The 16,585-nt window shown below is 65.9% G+C and carries 15 protein-coding genes and 1 pseudogene; 6 read left to right on the top strand and 10 right to left on the bottom strand.

Annotated elements, in window-relative coordinates:
* Nucleotide 1 precedes the first annotated feature (1 nt).
* Both mfd and EBS_RS08115 read right to left on the bottom strand, forming a co-directional pair.
* A complete protein-coding gene (gene mfd, locus EBS_RS08120) occupies nucleotides 2-3,445 on the bottom strand; it encodes a transcription-repair coupling factor (RefSeq protein ID WP_043108175.1) in 3,444 nt (1,147 codons plus the stop codon).
* Nucleotides 3,446-3,499: 54 nt separating this feature from the next.
* Entirely contained in the window at nucleotides 3,500-4,009 is a 510-nt protein-coding gene (locus EBS_RS08115; protein ID WP_043108174.1) for a DsrE family protein, read from the bottom strand.
* Nucleotides 4,010-4,140: 131 nt separating this feature from the next.
* Here EBS_RS08115 and EBS_RS08110 point away from each other — a divergent pair, with 131 nt between their 5' ends.
* A complete protein-coding gene (locus EBS_RS08110; protein WP_043108173.1) occupies nucleotides 4,141-5,481 on the top strand; it encodes a sigma-54 interaction domain-containing protein in 1,341 nt (446 codons plus the stop codon).
* 9 nt (nucleotides 5,482-5,490) lie between these two features.
* Here EBS_RS08110 and EBS_RS08105 read toward each other — a convergent pair whose 3' ends face one another.
* Entirely contained in the window at nucleotides 5,491-6,090 is a 600-nt protein-coding gene (locus tag EBS_RS08105; protein ID WP_043108171.1) for a pseudouridine synthase, read from the bottom strand.
* A 53-nt stretch (nucleotides 6,091-6,143) separates the two neighbouring features.
* Here EBS_RS08105 and icd point away from each other — a divergent pair, with 53 nt between their 5' ends.
* Nucleotides 6,144-7,400 carry an NADP-dependent isocitrate dehydrogenase gene (gene icd / locus EBS_RS08100; RefSeq protein WP_043108170.1) on the top strand — a complete coding sequence of 419 codons (1,257 nt, stop codon included), beginning with the start codon at nucleotides 6,144-6,146 and terminating at the stop codon, nucleotides 7,398-7,400.
* A gap of 70 nt (nucleotides 7,401-7,470) precedes the next feature.
* On the opposite strand, the gene EBS_RS08095 is transcribed toward icd, so the two are convergent.
* Entirely contained in the window at nucleotides 7,471-7,689 is a 219-nt protein-coding gene (locus EBS_RS08095) for a cold-shock protein (protein WP_043108169.1), read from the bottom strand.
* 282 nt (nucleotides 7,690-7,971) lie between these two features.
* Between EBS_RS08095 and clpS the strand changes: the two genes are divergently transcribed.
* A complete protein-coding gene (gene clpS / locus EBS_RS08090; protein WP_043108167.1) occupies nucleotides 7,972-8,298 on the top strand; it encodes an ATP-dependent Clp protease adapter ClpS in 327 nt (108 codons plus the stop codon).
* Between the two features lie 64 nt (nucleotides 8,299-8,362).
* Complete coding sequence (clpA, locus tag EBS_RS08085; protein WP_043108166.1) at nucleotides 8,363-10,621, top strand: ATP-dependent Clp protease ATP-binding subunit ClpA; 2,259 nt, start codon at nucleotides 8,363-8,365, stop codon at nucleotides 10,619-10,621.
* Between the two features lie 27 nt (nucleotides 10,622-10,648).
* On the opposite strand, the gene infA is transcribed toward clpA, so the two are convergent.
* The 5 genes and pseudogenes from infA to EBS_RS14870 form a co-directional block, all read right to left on the bottom strand.
* Nucleotides 10,649-10,867 (bottom strand): translation initiation factor IF-1, encoded by a 219-nt coding sequence (gene infA, locus EBS_RS08080; RefSeq protein ID WP_043108165.1) that lies wholly within the window; start codon nucleotides 10,865-10,867, stop codon nucleotides 10,649-10,651.
* Nucleotides 10,849-11,748 (bottom strand): arginyltransferase, encoded by a 900-nt coding sequence (locus EBS_RS08075; protein WP_231892785.1) that lies wholly within the window; start codon nucleotides 11,746-11,748, stop codon nucleotides 10,849-10,851. The genes infA and EBS_RS08075 overlap by 19 nt, the downstream gene beginning before the upstream one ends.
* A complete protein-coding gene (gene aat / locus EBS_RS08070) occupies nucleotides 11,745-12,458 on the bottom strand; it encodes a leucyl/phenylalanyl-tRNA--protein transferase (protein WP_043108164.1) in 714 nt (237 codons plus the stop codon). The genes EBS_RS08075 and aat overlap by 4 nt, the downstream gene beginning before the upstream one ends.
* Nucleotides 12,455-13,342: a GNAT family N-acetyltransferase gene (locus EBS_RS08065; RefSeq protein ID WP_331711220.1), complete on the bottom strand. Its 888-nt coding sequence runs from the start codon at nucleotides 13,340-13,342 to the stop codon at nucleotides 12,455-12,457. Before EBS_RS08065 ends, aat begins: the two co-directional genes overlap by 4 nt.
* Nucleotides 13,343-13,385: 43 nt before the next feature.
* Nucleotides 13,386-13,610 (bottom strand): annotated as a pseudogene (locus EBS_RS14870) (peptidogalycan biosysnthesis protein); the annotation flags it as partial.
* A 104-nt stretch (nucleotides 13,611-13,714) separates the two neighbouring features.
* Between EBS_RS14870 and EBS_RS08060 the strand changes: the two are divergent.
* Complete coding sequence (locus tag EBS_RS08060; protein ID WP_081999886.1) at nucleotides 13,715-14,401, top strand: flagellar brake protein; 687 nt, start codon at nucleotides 13,715-13,717, stop codon at nucleotides 14,399-14,401.
* Between the two features lie 19 nt (nucleotides 14,402-14,420).
* Here the strand turns inward: EBS_RS08060 and trxB are convergent, their stop codons facing one another.
* Entirely contained in the window at nucleotides 14,421-15,383 is a 963-nt protein-coding gene (gene trxB, locus EBS_RS08055; protein ID WP_043108161.1) for a thioredoxin-disulfide reductase, read from the bottom strand.
* A gap of 126 nt (nucleotides 15,384-15,509) precedes the next feature.
* On the opposite strand from trxB, the gene ald reads away from it, so the two are divergent.
* On the top strand, nucleotides 15,510-16,580 hold the full coding sequence (gene ald, locus EBS_RS08050; protein ID WP_043108160.1) for an alanine dehydrogenase: 1,071 nt from the start codon (nucleotides 15,510-15,512) through the stop codon (nucleotides 16,578-16,580).
* The last annotated feature ends 5 nt before the right edge of the window (nucleotides 16,581-16,585 follow it).

Genomic DNA, 16,585 nt, shown 5'->3' with positions numbered 1-16,585 from the left:
CTCAATCGCCGCCGGCTGGCGAGGGGGCGAGCTGTTGCAATATGGCGGCAGTGGTGCCGATGCGGGTCTCGGGTTCGCTCATGTCGGCGAAGAAGCGCAGTTTGTCCGGGCCATCCAGCTTGAATTCCTGTGGCCGGGTCTGGATCAGTTCGATCAGGCGCGCGGCGTCGATCTTCGGTTCCGGCGCGAACAGGATGCGTCCGCCCTGGGGACCGACATCGACCTTGCGGATGCCCAGGTCGCGGATGGCCAGTTTCAGCTCGGTGAGGTCGAACAGGCGCTGTGCCGGTTCGGGCAGCAGGCCGAAGCGGTCGATCATCTCCACCTTCAGCTCGCGCAGCGCCTCGGGAGATTCGGCCGAGGCGATCCGCTTGTACTGGATCAGCCGGGTGTGTACGTCGGGGATATACTCCTCGGGCAGCAGGGCGGGGATGTGCAGGTCGATCTCGGCACCATGGTCCAGCGGTTTCTCCAGCGCCGGGTCGCGGCCTTCGCGGATGGCCTTGACCGCCTGCTCGAGCATCTCGGTATAGAGGGTGAAGCCGACTTCGTGGATCTGGCCGCTCTGCTCGTCGCCCAGCAGCTCGCCGGCGCCGCGGATCTCCAGGTCGTGGGTAGCCAGGCTGAAGCCCGCGCCCAGGTCTTCCAGCGCCTCGATGGCCTCGAGCCGCTTGCGCGCGTCCGCGGTCATGGCGCGTGGCGGCGGGGTGATCAGGTAGGCGTAGGCGCGGTGGTGCGAACGCCCGACCCGGCCGCGCAGCTGGTGCAGCTGGGCCAGGCCGAGGCGGTCGGCGCGGTTGATGACAATGGTGTTCGCGCTGGGCACGTCGATGCCCGACTCGACGATGGTGGTGCACACCAGGATGTTGAAGCGCTGGTGATAGAAGTCGCGCATGATGCGCTCCAGCTCGCGCTCGCGCATCTGCCCGTGGGCGACCTCTAGGCGCGCCGAGGGCACCAGTTCCTGCACCTTGGTGGCCATTTTCTCGATGCTCTCGACCTCGTTGTGCAGGAAGTACACCTGGCCGCCGCGTGCCAGTTCGCGCTGGATGGCCTCGGTGATCTGTGCGTCGTTCCACTGGGTGACGAAGGTCTTGATGGGGTGCCGCGCGGCCGGCGGGGTGGCGATGATGAACAGGTCGCGCATGCCCGACATGGCCATATTGAGGGTGCGGGGGATGGGCGTGGCGGTGAGCGTGAGCATGTCCACCTCGGCGCGCAGGGCCTTGAGGCGTTCCTTGTGGCGCACGCCGAAGCGGTGTTCCTCGTCGACGATGACCAGTCCCAGGTCCTTGAAACGGATCTCCTCGCCCAGCAGCTTGTGGGTGCCGACCACAATGTCGATGGTGCCGTCGGCCAGCCCTTCGAGGATGGCGTCGGTTTCCTTCTTCGAGCGGAAGCGTGACAGCCCGGCGACCCGGATCGGCCAGTCGGCGAAGCGGTCGGCGAAGTTCTGGAAGTGCTGTTGGGCGAGCAGGGTGGTGGGTAGCAGCACCGCGACCTGGCGGCCATTGTGCGCGGCCATGAAGGCGGCGCGCATGGCGACCTCGGTCTTGCCGAAGCCGACGTCGCCGCACACCAGGCGGTCCATGGGGCGTGGTGAGGTCATGTCCTCGATCACCGCGGTGATGGCGGCGGCCTGGTCGGGGGTCTCCTCGAACTCGAACTGGGCGGCGAACTGGCGGTATTCCTCGCCCGGCGGTGGCAAGGCGGTGCCCTCGCGGGCGGCCCGGCGGGCATAGATGTCGAGCAGTTCGGCGGCCACGTCGCGTACCTTCTCGGCGGCGCGGCGACGGGCCTTCTCCCACTGATCGGAGCCGAGGCGGTGCAGCGGCGCGTTCTCCGGCGAGGCGCCGGTATAGCGCGAGATGCGGTGCAGGGCGCCGACCGGCACGTACAGCTTGTCGCCACGCGCATATTCGAGCACCAGGTATTCCTGCGCCATGCCGCCGGTGTCCAGCGTCTGCAGGCCCAGGTAGCGACCCACCCCGTGCTCCTCGTGTACCACCGGGGCGCCGATCTGCAGCTCGGCCAGGTTGCGCACCACCAGCTCGGCATCGGGGCCACGGCGCGCGCGCCGCCGCTGGCGCACCCGCTCGCCCAGCAACAGGGCCTCGGGGATCACCGCCAGCTCCGGGTCTTCCAGCCACAGGCCGGTCTCGATCGGAGCGGCGGTCAGGCACAGGGGGTCTTCGGCATCCAGGAATGCCTGCCAGCCGTCCACCGCGTGCACCACGATGTGCAGGTCGCGCAGGGTGTCGCGCAGGGCCTCGCGGCGGCCGGCGGTCTCGGCCACGAACAGCACGCGCCCGCGATGCTGCTCGAGGAAGCCGTGCAATGCGGCGGCCGGTTCGGCGGCACGCGCCTGCAGCGCCAGCGGTGGCAGGAGGCGGGCGGCCAGGTTGTCGCCGTCCTCGGCCTCGAAGGGCTGGTGGGCGATGCGGGGGTGGTTGGCGATCGCCTGCTCGAGCGCCTCGGGCGAGAGCCAGAGTGCCTCGGGAGACAGCAGCGGCCGTTCGATGTCGTGCCGGCGCTGTTCGTAGCGTTGTGTCACCTGCTCGGCAAATTCGCCGGCGGTGTCGTTCAACGCCTGTTCGTGCACCACCAGGGTGGACTCGGGCAGGTAGTCGAACAGGGTGGCGGTGCGCTCGAAGAACAGCGGCAGATAGTACTCGATGCCGCCGGGCAGATGGCCCTCGCTCACCTCGCGGTAGATCAGGCTGCGCTGCGGGTCGCCGGGAAAGGTCTCGCGCCAGGCGCGGCGGAAGCGGTTGATGGCCTGCTCGTCCACCGGGAATTCGCGCGCCGGCAGCATGGCGAAGCGGTCGATCTTCTCCAGGGTGCGTTGGGTATCGGCATCGAAGGTGCGGATGGAGTCGATCTCGTCGTCGAACAGGTCGATGCGCAGCGGCAGCTCGCTGCCCATGGGGAAGAGGTCGATCAGCGAGCCGCGCACCGCGAACTCGCCATGGCCCATCACCTGGGAGACCGGCTCGTAGCCCGCCTGTTCCAGGCGCCGGCGGAAGGCGTCGAAGTCGAGCCGGTCACCGACGGCCAGGTGCAGGCTGTGGGCGTCGAGAAAGTCCTCGGGCAGCAGGCGCTGCATCACCGTGGCCACCGGGGCGATGACGATACCTTGCTGCATCTCGCGCAGGTGGTGCAGGGTCTCGAGGCGCTGCGAGACCAGCTCGGGCAGTGGCGAGAACGCGTCGTAGGGCAGGGTCTCCCAGTCCGGAAACAGGAAGGCCTCGGGGCCGTCGCTGCCCAGGAAGAAACGCAGTTCCTCGAGCAGGCGCTGCGCGCCCTGGGGGTCGGGGGTGATCACCAGCAGGGGGCGGCCAGCGTCGCGCGCGGCACCGGCCAGCGCCAGGCTCAGTGCGGCACCGTTGGCGCGACCCCAGTGGCGGGCTTCGGTGGTCTCGGGCAATGACGGGTGATGCGACATGGCGACGATACGGCGGATCGAAAGCCACCTATTCTCGCACAGGACGGGACGGGGTCAGCGGATCTCTTCGAGACGGAAACGTTTTTCCAGGATGCGCGGGGTGATCAGGGCATACCCCTGTTGCTGCCAGTGGCCCAGCTCGGTGATGGCCGAGGGGGCCACCTCGATGAAGTCCTGGAAGTCCTCGGTGCGGTACCCGTAATCGGCGGCGGCCAGGCCGCAGACGCGGAATTTCACCCCGAGCAGGGCGTAATAGCGCATGCGATCCACGGCGTTGCGGTATTTCTCGTAGTTCTTGGTTGCCACGGTCACCAGCTCGGTACCGTGGATCACCACGACGATGTCCATCATCTCCGGAGCGAGGTCGTAGGGCGATTCGGTCAGGGGATTGATGTAGGCGCGCAGCCAGTACAAGGCGCTTTCGATGTGACGCGGATCGTCGAAGTAGAAGTCGAAGACCGCCTTCGGGTCTTCGTAGGGGGTCTCGACAAAGCGGCCGGCCGAAGCACTCAGGGGCAGGCAGCATAACGCCATGCAGAGGAGGGTATTTTTCCATCCGTTCATGACGTTCTCCGCAAAATCGGGATTGCTATAGTTAGCATAGTCAGTATTGACGGGAATGACAGCTTGTCAGTCCCGGCGCCGGCCAGGTCACGCAGAGGACCGGCCGTCCCCAGACCCCAGGGAGGTGAGACGTGCACAAGAAGATCCGGGAGCCCAACTGCCAGCAGTTGATCGACAGCTTCCCCGACCCGTTCGTGGTGATCGATCGCAATTACACCATCGTCACTGCCAACCGCCATTACGCGCGGCACTACGGGGTGAGGCCCGAGTCTCTGATCGGCCGGCGTTGTCACGAGGTATCGCATCACCTGGACAGCCCGTGCAGCGAGCACGGCGAGCACTGCCCACTGGAAGAGCTGTTCCGCAGCGGCGAGGCGATCCAGGTGATGCATGTGCATTACGACGGCCAGGGCAACGAGGAGCAGGTGCAGATCAACGCCACGCCCCTGTTCGACGAGCAGGGACAGCTTCAATTCATGGGCGAGAGCATCATCCCGGTGCGCACCCGAAGTACGGAGGAGTTCCTGGTCGGTCGTGCGGAGGCCATGCAATTGGTGGTCAAGCAGGCACAGCGCGTGGCGCCGACCCGCACCACGGTGCTGCTGGTGGGCGAGAGCGGGACCGGCAAGGAGTGCCTGGCGCGTTATATCCATCAGCGCTCCGACCGGGCCGACGGGCCTTTCGTGGTGTTCGACTGCGCGGCCAGCGGGGACAGCGAGGAACTGGATCGGCGGCTGTTCGGCCAGCTCGCGGCCGATGGCGAGATTCTGGCCGAGGGGGTGTTTCAGCAGGCCGACGGCGGCACCCTGTTCATCGACGAGATCTGCGAGCTGCCGCTGGCTTCGCAGCTGAAGCTGTTGCGTGCGCTGGAATGTGGCGAGATCCAGCCGCTGGGCGCGACCGACTACCGGCGGGTCGATGTGCGGGTCATCATCGCTTCCTTCGGTGAGCTGCAACAGCGGGTGGAGCAGGGCAATCTGCGCAGGGACCTGTACTACCGCCTCTCGGCCTTCCCCATACAACTGCCGCCGCTGCGCGAGCGGCGCAAGGATATCCCCCTGCTGGCGCGGCATTTTCTGCGCCAGTTCCAGCCCGATGCGGCCTTGCGCGAACTGGCGCCCGAAGTGGAAGCGGCATTGCTCGCCCATGACTATCCCGGCAATGTGCGCGAACTGCGCAACCTGATTGAGCGTGCGGTGATCTACGCTGCGGACGAACCGCTGCGGATCGAGCACCTGGTGTTCGATCACCTGCTGTTTGCCGACGATGCCGATCGGGAAACCGGCGGGAAACGGCTGATCGACCCCGAGGCGGCCCGCCTGCTCGATCGCCGAGGCAGCGGCCCCTCGGTCGAGGAGATGCTGCGGGTGCTGGCCGAGTGCGACGGCCACCGCGGGCGCGCTGCCGAACGGCTCGGTATCAGCGAACGCACCCTCTACCGGCACCTCAAGCGCCTGCGCAATACGGCCTGAGCCGGCGAGTCAGCGTCTCCGGCGATGTTTCGGGGTGTTCTTTCGCCGCGGGGCCGGTGGGCATGCCGCCACCTCGAGCACCCGCCATTGCCCCGGTGCCAGGCCGTCGAGCCGCCAGTCACCGATGCGGATGCGGACCAGGCGCAGGGTGGGGAAGCCGACCTGCGCGGTCATGCGCCGCACCTGGCGGTTGCGGCCCTCGCGGATCTGCAGCTCCAGCCAGCTGGTGGGGATGCGCGCGCGATAACGTACCGGCGGGTCGCGTGGCCACAGCCAGTCGGGTTCGCGCACGCGGCGGGCGCGTGCCGGCAGGGTGGGGCCGTCCTTCAGGGTGATGCCGGCGCGCAGGGCCGCCAGCGCCGCTTCGTCGATCTCCCCCTCCACCTGTACGAGATAGGTCTTCCAGGTGCGCTTGCGCGGGTGGGTCAGGCGGTGGGCCAGGGCGCCATCGTCGGTGAGCAGCAGCAGTCCCTCGCTGTCGCGGTCCAGTCGTCCGGCCGGGTAGACGCCGGGCAGATCGATCCAGTCGGCCAGGGTGGCGCGGTTTTTCCCGTCGGTGAACTGGCTGAGCACGCCGAAGGGCTTGTTGAACAGGACGAGTCGGGGCATGGGGTCGATGGTGCTAAAATACCGGGCTTTCCCTAACCGAACGGATCGTTTCCATGGCTTTCGACAAGATACAGGTTCCTGCCGACGGGCAGAAGATCAGCGTCAATTCCGACAACTCCCTGAACGTGCCGGATCATCCCATCGTGCCTTTCATCGAGGGCGACGGCATCGGCGTGGACATCACCCCGGTGATGAAGAAGGTCGTCGATGCCGCGGTCGAGAAGAGCTACGGCGGCGCGCGGCGCATTGCCTGGATGGAGATCTATGCCGGTGAGAAGGCCACCCGGGTGTATGGCGAGGGCGTCTGGCTGCCCGAGGAGACGCTGGAAGCAGTGCGCGACTACGTGGTGTCGATCAAGGGGCCGCTGACCACCCCGGTGGGCGGGGGCATCCGTTCGCTCAATGTCAGCCTGCGCCAGGAGCTGGACCTGTACGTTTGCCAGCGTCCGGTACGCTATTTCGACGGCACGCCCAGCCCGCTCAAACACCCGGAGTACACCGACATGGTGATCTTCCGTGAAAACTCCGAGGACATCTATGCCGGGGTGGAGTGGGCCGCGGGTACGCCCGAGGTGAAGAAGCTCATCGACTTCCTGCAGAACGAGATGGGGGTGACCAAGATCCGTTTCCCGGGCACCTCGGGCATCGGTATCAAACCTGTCTCCGAGGAGGGGACCAGACGCCTGGTGCGCAAGGCCATCCAGTACGCCATCGACAACGATCGCGCCTCGGTGACCCTGGTGCACAAGGGCAACATCATGAAGTTCACCGAAGGGGCCTTCAAGGAGTGGGGCTACGAGCTGGCGAAGGACGAGTTCGGCGCGGTGGAACTCGACGGTGGTCCCTGGTGCACCTTCAAGAACCCGAAGACCGGCCGCGAGATCGTGGTCAAGGACGTGATCGCCGACGCCTTCCTGCAGCAGGTCCTGCTGCGCCCGAAGGAGTATGACGTGATCGCCACGCTCAACCTCAACGGCGACTACATCTCGGACGCCCTGGCCGCCCAGGTCGGCGGCATCGGCATTGCGCCGGGTGCCAACCTGTCGGATACCGTGGCCATGTTCGAGGCCACCCACGGCACCGCGCCCAAGTACGCGGGGCAGGACAAGGTCAACCCCGGTTCGCTGATCCTCTCGGCCGAGATGATGCTGCGCCACATGGGCTGGACCGAGGCGGCCGATCGCATCATCGACGCCATGGGCAGGACCATCAGCGCGAAGACCGTGACCTACGACCTGGAACGCCTGATGGAGGGCGCGACCCTGCTGAGCTGTTCGCAGTTCGGGGAGGCCATGATCGCCAATATGTGAACCGCGGCTGGCGGATACAAAAAAACCCCGACGGGCCGGAGCCGGTCGGGGTTTTCTGCGCCTGGCCGCATCAGGCCATGGCGGGCTGAATGGTGTGCAGTCGCAGGGCGTGCAGGCCCTTGGGGCCTTCCTCCACTTCGAACTCCACGCGCTGACCTTCCTTCAGCGTCCGGTAGCCCTCCATCTCGATCGCGCTGAAATGGACGAAGATATCCTGATCACCTTCGTCCGGGGTCACGAAGCCGTAACCCTTTGCATTGTTGAACCACTTTAATACTCCAGTGACCATCGTCAGTCCTCCCATGGGGTTTTCCGCATCGATGCTTGGGGCGGCGGTGCTGTTTATCGTGTTATCGACCGCATTACCCTGGTGCGACATCGCTCACCGAGTATAGACCTTGACCGTCGTCGGTCAAACAAGTGATTGTATTGTCATAACATTTGTAAATTCGGATATGCTGATTCTTCATCTGCGGCCGTTCACGAAGGTTCCCTTGAAATCCTGCGTTTGCAACCCGATGTCCATGGGTCAGAATAGAGACCGAACGCGAAGTCACGCCAGACCGGGAAGATGAGCAGCAACAACGATTCTCTGCACGACGATGAAGGTGGCCTGGCGGTCGAGCCGGCGAAGCCGAAGCTCAAGCGGCCGCCCATGTACAAGGTCATCCTGCTGAATGACGACTACACTCCAATGGAGTTCGTGGTGCATGTACTCGAGCACTTCTTCCACATGGACCGGGAGAAGGCCACGCGGGTGATGCTGCACGTGCACACGCGGGGCGTGGGCGTGTGCGGGGTGTTCACCCGCGAGATCGCCGAGACCAAGGTGAACCAGGTCAACGAGTTTTCGCGCGCCAACCAGCATCCCCTGCTGTGCGACATGGAAGAGGCCTGAGGGGCGGATTTTTCACCCGTTGCGGCGGTCTATTCCGTGACGGGCAGCAACAGGTTCAAACGACATGCTGAGCAAGGAACTCGAATTCACTCTCAATCAGGCCTTTCGCGAAGCCCGGGCGCATCAGCATGAGTTCATGACCATCGAACACCTGCTGCTGGCCCTGATCGACAACCCCACGGCGGCCGAGGTATTGCGTGCCTGTGCGGCCGATCTGACCGTCCTGCGCCGTGATCTCGAGGAATTTCTCGAGGAGACCACCCCGCGCATCCCTGTGGGCGACGAGCGCGAGACCCAGCCCACCCTGGGCTTTCAGCGCGTGCTGCAGCGCGCGGTGTTCCATGTGCAGTCTTCCGAGAAGACCGAGGTCAGTGGCGCCAACGTGCTGGTGGCGATCTTCAGCGAACAGGATTCGCAGGCGGTGTATTTCCTGGAAAAGCAGGGCATCACCCGCCTGGACGTGGTCAACTACATCTCGCACGGCATCTCCAAGGTGTCCAGCGAGTCCGAACAGCAGCGCGGCGAGGGCGAACTGCCGTCCGAGGGCGAGGAGGGACAGGAAGAGGCCGGCGCGCTGGCGAGCTGGGCGGCCAACCTCAACGCCCTGGCCCGCGAGGGGCGCATCGACCCGCTGATCGGTCGCCAGCTCGAGGTGGAGCGCACCATCCAGATCCTGTGCCGGCGCCGCAAGAACAACCCGCTGCTGGTCGGCAAGGCCGGCGTGGGCAAGACGGCCATCGCCGAAGGCCTGGCCAAGCGCATTGTCGATGGCGAGGTGCCGGAGGTGCTTGCCGATTGCACCATCTATGCGCTGGATCTGGGCAGCCTGGTGGCCGGCACCAAGTACCGGGGTGACTTCGAGAAGCGTCTCAAGGCCGTGCTGGCCGAGCTCAAGGCGCAGCCCGAGGCCATCCTGTTTATCGACGAGATCCACACCATCATCGGTGCCGGGGCGGCCTCGGGCGGGGTGATGGACGCCTCCAACCTGATCAAGCCCATGCTGGCCAATGGTGAGCTGCGCTGCATCGGCTCGACCACTTACCAGGAATACCGTGGCATCTTCGAGAAGGATCGAGCCCTGGCGCGGCGCTTCCAGAAGGTCGATATCGAGGAGCCCTCGGTGGAGGACACCATCCAGATCCTCAAGGGGCTCAAGAGCCGTTTCGAGGAACATCACCAGGTGAAGTACTCGGCACGGGCCCTGCGCGCCGCCGCCGAGCTGGCCGACAAGTACATCAACGACCGGCACATGCCGGACAAGGCTATCGACGTGATCGACGAGGCTGGCGCGGCCAACCAGCTGCGTGCCCCCTCGAAGCGGCGCAAGACCATCGGTGTGGGCGAGATCGAGGCCATCGTGGCCAAGATCGCGCGTATCCCGCCCCGCAAGGTCTCCTCGACCGACACCGAGGCGCTCAAGAACCTCACCCGTGACCTGCAGATGGTGGTGTTCGGCCAGGACCCGGCGATCGAGGCACTGGCCTCGGCCATCCGCATGAACCGTTCGGGCCTGGGCACCGAGGACAAGCCGATCGGCTCCTTCCTGTTTGCCGGACCTACCGGGGTGGGCAAGACCGAGGTGACCCGCCAGCTCGCGCGCGTGCTGGGGATGAAGCTGATCCGCTTCGACATGTCCGAATACATGGAACGCCATACCGTCTCGCGCCTGATCGGCGCGCCGCCGGGCTATGTGGGCTTCGACCAGGGTGGTCTGCTCACCGAGGAGATCAACAAGCACCCGCATGCGGTGCTGCTGCTCGACGAGATCGAGAAGGCCCATCCCGATGTGTTCAACCTGCTGCTGCAGGTGATGGACCACGGCACCCTGACCGACAACAACGGGCGCAAGGCCGATTTCCGCAATGTGATCATCGTCATGACCACCAACGCGGGGGCCTCGGAGATGTCACGGCGTTCGATCGGCTTCACCTCGCAGGACCACTCCAGCGACGGCATGCAGGCCATCGAGAAGCTGTTCACCCCCGAGTTCCGCAACCGCCTCGACGCCATCATCCAGTTCGCCCCGCTGGACGACAAGACCATCGCGCACGTGGTGGACAAGTTCCTGTTCGAACTGGAGCAGCAGCTGGCGGAGAAGGGGGTGAGCCTGTCGGTCGATCAGGCGGCGCGCGAGTGGCTGGCCGCACACGGCCACGACCCGCTGATGGGCGCACGGCCCATGGCGCGGCTGATTCGCGAGAAGATCAAGAAGCGGCTGGCCGAGGATCTGCTGTTCGGCCGCCTGGCGCAGGGTGGCGAGGTGCGGATCACCCTGGAGGATGACGAGCTGGCGTTCGACATCCGGCCGCGGGAGGTGCACTGACCCCGCGGCGGGGATGACGCGTCGGGATCAGCGCTCGCGGTAGGTGATGCGACCCTTGGTCAGGTCGTAGGGGGTCAGTTCCACCTTGACCTTGTCGCCGGTGAGGATGCGGATGTAGTGCTTGCGCATCTTGCCCGAGATGTGGGCCGTCACCACATGGCCGTTCTCCAGCTCCACACGGAACATGGTATTGGGAAGGGTCTCGATCACGGTCCCTTCCATTTCGATCACGTCTTCTTTTGCCATCGTCTCTGTCCGGTTTCGATGTCGGCATGACGCCGAGATGGACGCGGAGTATAGCAAAATCGCGCCTGCAGGTCGGCGCTGATCCTGCCTTGCAGGGGGACGTCCCCGGGCCGAGCCCTTCGTGTCAGGGATGCCGCTCCCGCCCTGCAGGAGGCCCGTCCCCGGGCCGAACCTGGAGTTCGACCGTCTCGCCGGCTTCGAAACGGCACCAGCCCTGCCCGTCGTACAGCTCGATGGGGCGGAACCCGGTCTTGTGGCGCATAGCCCAGGTACAGCCAGGGCAGGCCGAGTTCGCGTGCCCGCTCGATCTGGGCGAGGATGGCCCAGGTGCCCAGCGAGCGTCCGGGCTGATCGGGATCGAAGAAGGTGTAGACCGCCGAGAGGCCGTCGGTCAGGCGATCGGTGACGGCCACGCCCAGGAGCTGGTCGCTCAGGCGGATCTCGAGGAAGTCGGTCGCGCACCAGTCGGCGACCAGGAAGTCCATGTATTCCTGTGCGCTCGAATCGGCCATGCTGCCGCCGGCATGGCGGGCGCGGGTGTAGCGACGATACAGGGTGAAGTGTTCCTCGCGGAAGGCCGGTGGCACTGGCACGATTCGCAGGTCGCGGTTGGCGCGCAGCACCCGGCGGTGGCGGCGCCGGGGGCGGAAGGTCGCGACCGGCACCCGCGCGGAGCGACACTGCTGGCATTCCGGGCACCTCGGTCGGTACACCAGGTGCCCGCTGCGGCGGAAGCCCCGTTGCACCAACTGGCCGTAGATCCGCGTGTCCATGGGGCCTTGCGGATCGGCGAACAGACTCTGTGCCTCCTGTCCGGCCAGGTAGCTGCACGGCTGCGGGGCAGAGAGATAGAGCGTCAGGCGCAATGACTGTGCGTTCACCGTACGTGCTCCAGCTCACGGCAGTCGAGGGGCGCGGTCTGCCAGACGGTGGCCTCGCAGGGGGTCTCCACTGCCTCGGCCAGCAGGCGTTGGAAATGGGAGCGCGGTATCTCGCGCGCGCCCATGCGTTCCAGGTGGGAGTTGTGGATCTGGCAGTCGATCACCGGGAAGCGGTTGGCGGACAGGTGTTCACAAAGATAGACCAGGACGATGCGCGAGGCGCTGGGGATACGGCTGAACATGGACTCGCCGAAGAACATGCTCCCCAGGGTCACGCCGACCAGCCGCTCGTCCTGCCACAGTTCGAAGGAATGGGCCCACCCCATGCGGTGCAGGGTCAGGTAGGCGGTGCGCATCTCCGGGATCAGCCAGGTGCCCTCGTCTTCGCGTCGTGGTGCCGCGCAGCCATCGAGTACACCGGCAAAATCGCTGTCGATGCGCAGCTCCAGGCCGCCACGGCGCATCTGCCGGCGCAGGCTGCGGGCGACGTGGATCTCGTCGGGGAACAGGACCATGCGCGGATCGGGGCTCCACCAGAGGATGGGCTGGTCCTCGCTGAACCAGGGGAAGATGCCGTGACGGTAGGCGTTGAGCAGGCGGCGCGGGTGCAGGTCGCCGCCGACGGCGAGCAGGCCGTTGGGGTCGCTCTCGGCCAGCGCGGGATTGGGAAAAGGGTGATCGGGCGGGGTGTCGTCGAGGCGAAAGATCATGCACTCTCCGATCGGCGGTAGGGCGAGTGCCCGGCCAGTTCGTCCATGTAGTCCTGCATTCCTTCGGTTTCGTGTTGCAGGAATTGTTGCACGGCTCGGGCGAAGTGCGCATCTGCCAGCCAGTGTGCCGACCAGGTGGGGGTGGGCAGAAAGCCGCGGGCGATCTTGTGCTCGCCCTGGGCGCCCGGTTCGAAGCGTTGCAGGCCACGTTGCAGGCAGAAGTCCAGACCCTGGTAGTAGCAGGTCTCGAAGTGCAGGCTGTCGTAGTGTGCGCGGCAGCCCCAGTGTCGTCCGTAGAGGGTCGTCTCGCCGACCAGGTTGAAGGCGGCGGCGACCACCTGATTATCTTTCAGTGCCTGTACCAGCAGAACTTGTGCAGGCAGACGCTCGGCGATGTCGAGGAAGAAGTCGAGCGAGAGGGTGGGGAGGCCGCCCTTGCGGTCGAAGGTGGTCTCGTAGAGCTGGTGGAAGTCGGCCCAGTCGGCCTCGCTGGCGGTCTGCCCGTCGAGCTGGCGGAAACGGATGCCGGCCTCATGCACCTTGCGACGCTCGCGGCGAATGTTCTTGCGCTTGGCGTGACTGAGCGCCGCGAGAAAGTCGTCGAAGTCCTGCCAGCCCTGGTTCTCCCAGTGAAACTGGCAGCCGGTGCGGCGCAGGTAACCGCGGGCCTCGAGAAAGGTGGTTTCCTCTTCGGGGGTGAACAGCCAGTGCAACGAGGAGGCACGCTCTGCCTCGGCCAGTTGCCGGGCGGTCTCCAGCAGCAGGTGGCGCAGGCCGTCCGGTTCGGGGGCGTCCTGCGCGATCAGCAGTTTCGGGCCGGAGGCCGGAGTGTAGGGGTGAGGCCGAGACCAGCTTGGGGTAGTAGCGCAGCCCGTTGCGTTCATAGGCGTCGGCCCAGGCCCAGTCGAACACGAATTCGCCGTAGGAATTGAACTTGAGGTACAGCGGGCAGGCGGCGACCAGCCGGTCCTGCGCGTCGTGCACCACAATGTGTCGCGGCAGCCAGCCGAAGCGTTCGCCCAGGCAGTCGTGGACCTCGAGGGCGCGCAGGAACTCATACCGCAGGAAGGGCAGGGCAGCCACGCCGAGCCGGTTCCACTCCTCGGCCGATACCGTGGACAGGTTCTCGAGGATCTCCACCCGTGGCTTCATGGGCAAGGTCTCCTGAGGATGGTGGCTGGTCGCTCGGGGGCGTGGGAGATGACGCAATACATGTCGGGATAAAGGTTCCTGATCGGCTGCCGTTATTGGCCACGATGTCTGAAGATACGCTCAATCTGGCCATAGGGGCACCCATGCAGATCCAGCCGCTGGTGCCGGACGAGGCGCCGCGCGAGCTGGTGCGCGTGATCGGCTACCTGGTGGGTTCCAGCCTCGTGGTCACCAATCCGGTGACCCGGGAGGGCAAGTACAAGATCGTGCGCGAAGGCCAGGTCTTCAAGGTGCGCATGCTGCGTGGTGACAGCGTGGTGGGCTTCACCTCGCGGGTGCTGGCGGCACCGGTCAAGCCCTATCCGCATCTGCACCTGGCCTGGCCACGCGAGTTCGAGCAGATCGTGGTGCGCAACTCGGCGCGGGTGAGGACGCGGATCGCCTGTCAGGTACGCAACACTCGGCAGCCGGATCAGCCCGAGTATTTCCAGCAGGCAGAGATCGCCGACCTGAGCGAGACCGGGGTGCGCTTGCAGTCCCGGGTCCCTCTGGGCGAGGTGGGGGACATGGTGCAGATCCTGTTCAACCTGGAGGTGCTGGGGCAGGCCGAGGCCTTGAACCTGGTCGGCGACGTGCGCAGCCGCTGCGAGCGCATGCTCGAGGAGGATGGCAGGCGCCGCCTGGTTCATTTGCACGGGATCCAGTTTCGCGCGATCAACCGCTTCCAGCAGGTGCTGTTGCACGCCTGGGTGATGGAACAGCTGGCTACCGGGGCCGGGGATCTCGGCTGAGTCCCCGGCCGCCGCTGTTTCAGTCACCGGCCTCCAGCGCATCCAGGTAGCGTTCGGCATCCAGGGCCGCCATGCAGCCGGTGCCCGCCGAGGTGACGGCCTGGCGGTAGACGTGGTCCATGACGTCGCCCGCGGCAAACACGCCTTCCAGCGAGGTGGCGGTGGCGTTGCCCTCGGTACCGCTCTTGACCTTGATGTAGCCGTCGCTCATCTCGAGCTGGCCCTCGAAGATGTCGGTATTGGGCTTGTGGCCGATGGCGATGAAGATGCCTTGCAGCTCGATGTCCCTGGTCGAGCCGTCGGTGGTGCTCTTGATGCGCATGCCGGTCACGCCGCTCTGGTCGCCCAGCACTTCGTCGAGCACGTGGTTCCACTCGATGGTGATGTTGCCGTTCTCCGCCTTCTCGAACAGTTGCTTCTGCAGAATCTTCTCGGCGCGCAGGCTGTCGCGGCGGTGTACCAGCACCACTTCCGAGGCGATGTTCGACAGGTACAGCGCTTCCTCGACTGCGGTGTTGCCGCCGCCGATCACCGCCACCTTCTGGCCGCGATAGAAGAAGCCGTCGCAGGTGGCGCAGGCGGATACGCCCTTGCCCTTGAACTTTTCTTCCGATGGCAGCCCCAGGTATTGCGCCGAGGCGCCGGTGGCGATGATCAGGGCATCGCAGCTGTAGTGTTTGCTGTCGCCCTTGAGACGGAAGGGGCGCACACCCAAGTCCACTTCACTGATGTAGTCGAAGATGATCTCGGTCTCGAAACGCTCGGCATGGCGTTGCATGCGCGCCATCAGGTCGGGGCCCTGCACGCCGTCGGGGTCGCCGGGCCAGTTGTCCACGTCGGTGGTGGTCATCAACTGGCCGCCCTGTTCCATGCCGGTGACCAGCACCGGTTGCAGATTGGCGCGAGCGGCATAGACCGCGGCAGTATAGCCGGCGGGGCCGGATCCGAGGATGAGCAGACGGCAATGCTTGGTTTCGCTCATGAGACGACTCCTTGGAAAAAGGGGGACATGAAAAAAAAGGGACCGATCCGCCCTGGCGGGCCAAAACTGCGCGCCATACTACTAAGCTGTTGTTGAGGAATCCAACCTTGCACCGGGAGAGAACAGATGAAGGGACGATGTGTGGGGGTGCCACGGGAGATCAAGCCGCTGGAGGGCCGGGTGGCACTGACGCCACCGGTGGCAGCCGAGCTGGTACGTGCCGGGCACCGGGTCTGCCTGGAGCAGGGGGCCGGCGAGATCAGCGGCTACGAGGATGCCGCCTATGCCGCGGTAGGAGTGGAGATCCTGCCGGACGCCGATAGCCTGTATGCGAGCGCCGAGGTGGTGGTCAAGGTCAAGGAGCCGGTGGGGCCAGAGCTGGACCGCCTGCGCGCCGAGCAGATCCTGTTCTCCTACCTGCACCTGGCCCCCAACCCGGCGCTGACCCGGCGCCTGTGCGAGATCGGCCTGACCGCCATCGCCTTCGAGACGGTGATGGTCGATGGCGATCTGCCGCTGTTGCGTCCCATGAGCGAGATCGCCGGACGCATCGCGGTGCAGGTCGGTACCCACCTGCTGCATACCCCGCAGGGCGGACGGGGTGTGCTTTTGGGCGGGGTGCCCGGGGTCGAGCATGGGCAGGTGGCGGTGCTGGGCGCAGGCCATGCCGGCGGCAGTGCAGCGCGCCTGGCCGCGGCCCTGGGAGCGCAGGTGACGGTGTTCGACCGCGATCCCCGCAAGCTGGCGGCGATGGCTGCGAGTGCGCCCAATATCCAGGCGCTGTACGCCAGCGCCGAGGCGATCGACCGGGCGGTGTGCACGGCCGACCTGCTGGTGGGGGCCGTGCTGCTGCCGGGAGCGGAAGCGCCGCGCCTGGTGTCGCGCCAGCAAGTGGCGGCCATGCGGGATGGCAGCGTGATTGCGGACATCGCGGTTGACCAGGGTGGCTGCATCGAAACCACCCGGCCTGCCACCTACGATGATCCGGTGTACGTCGAGGAGGGCGTGCTGCACTTCTGTGTCACCAACATGCCCGGCGCGGTCCCGCGCAGCGCGTCCCAGGCCCTGGCAGGCGCCCTGTTGCCCTGGCTGCAACGCCTGTTGCAACCCGACTGGGTGGACGATCCGGTGCTTGCCGGTGCGATCAACGTCGCCGAGGGCGAGATCGTGCTGTCGGTGCTGCGCGGCGAGGAGTAAGGAAG

The sequence above is a fragment of the endosymbiont of unidentified scaly snail isolate Monju genome (assembly GCF_000801295.1).
Lineage (GTDB): Bacteria > Pseudomonadota > Gammaproteobacteria > Chromatiales > Chromatiaceae > MONJU.
The sequence above is the reverse complement of the archived record's forward strand: the minus strand, read 5'-3'. Positions and strand labels throughout refer to the sequence as shown.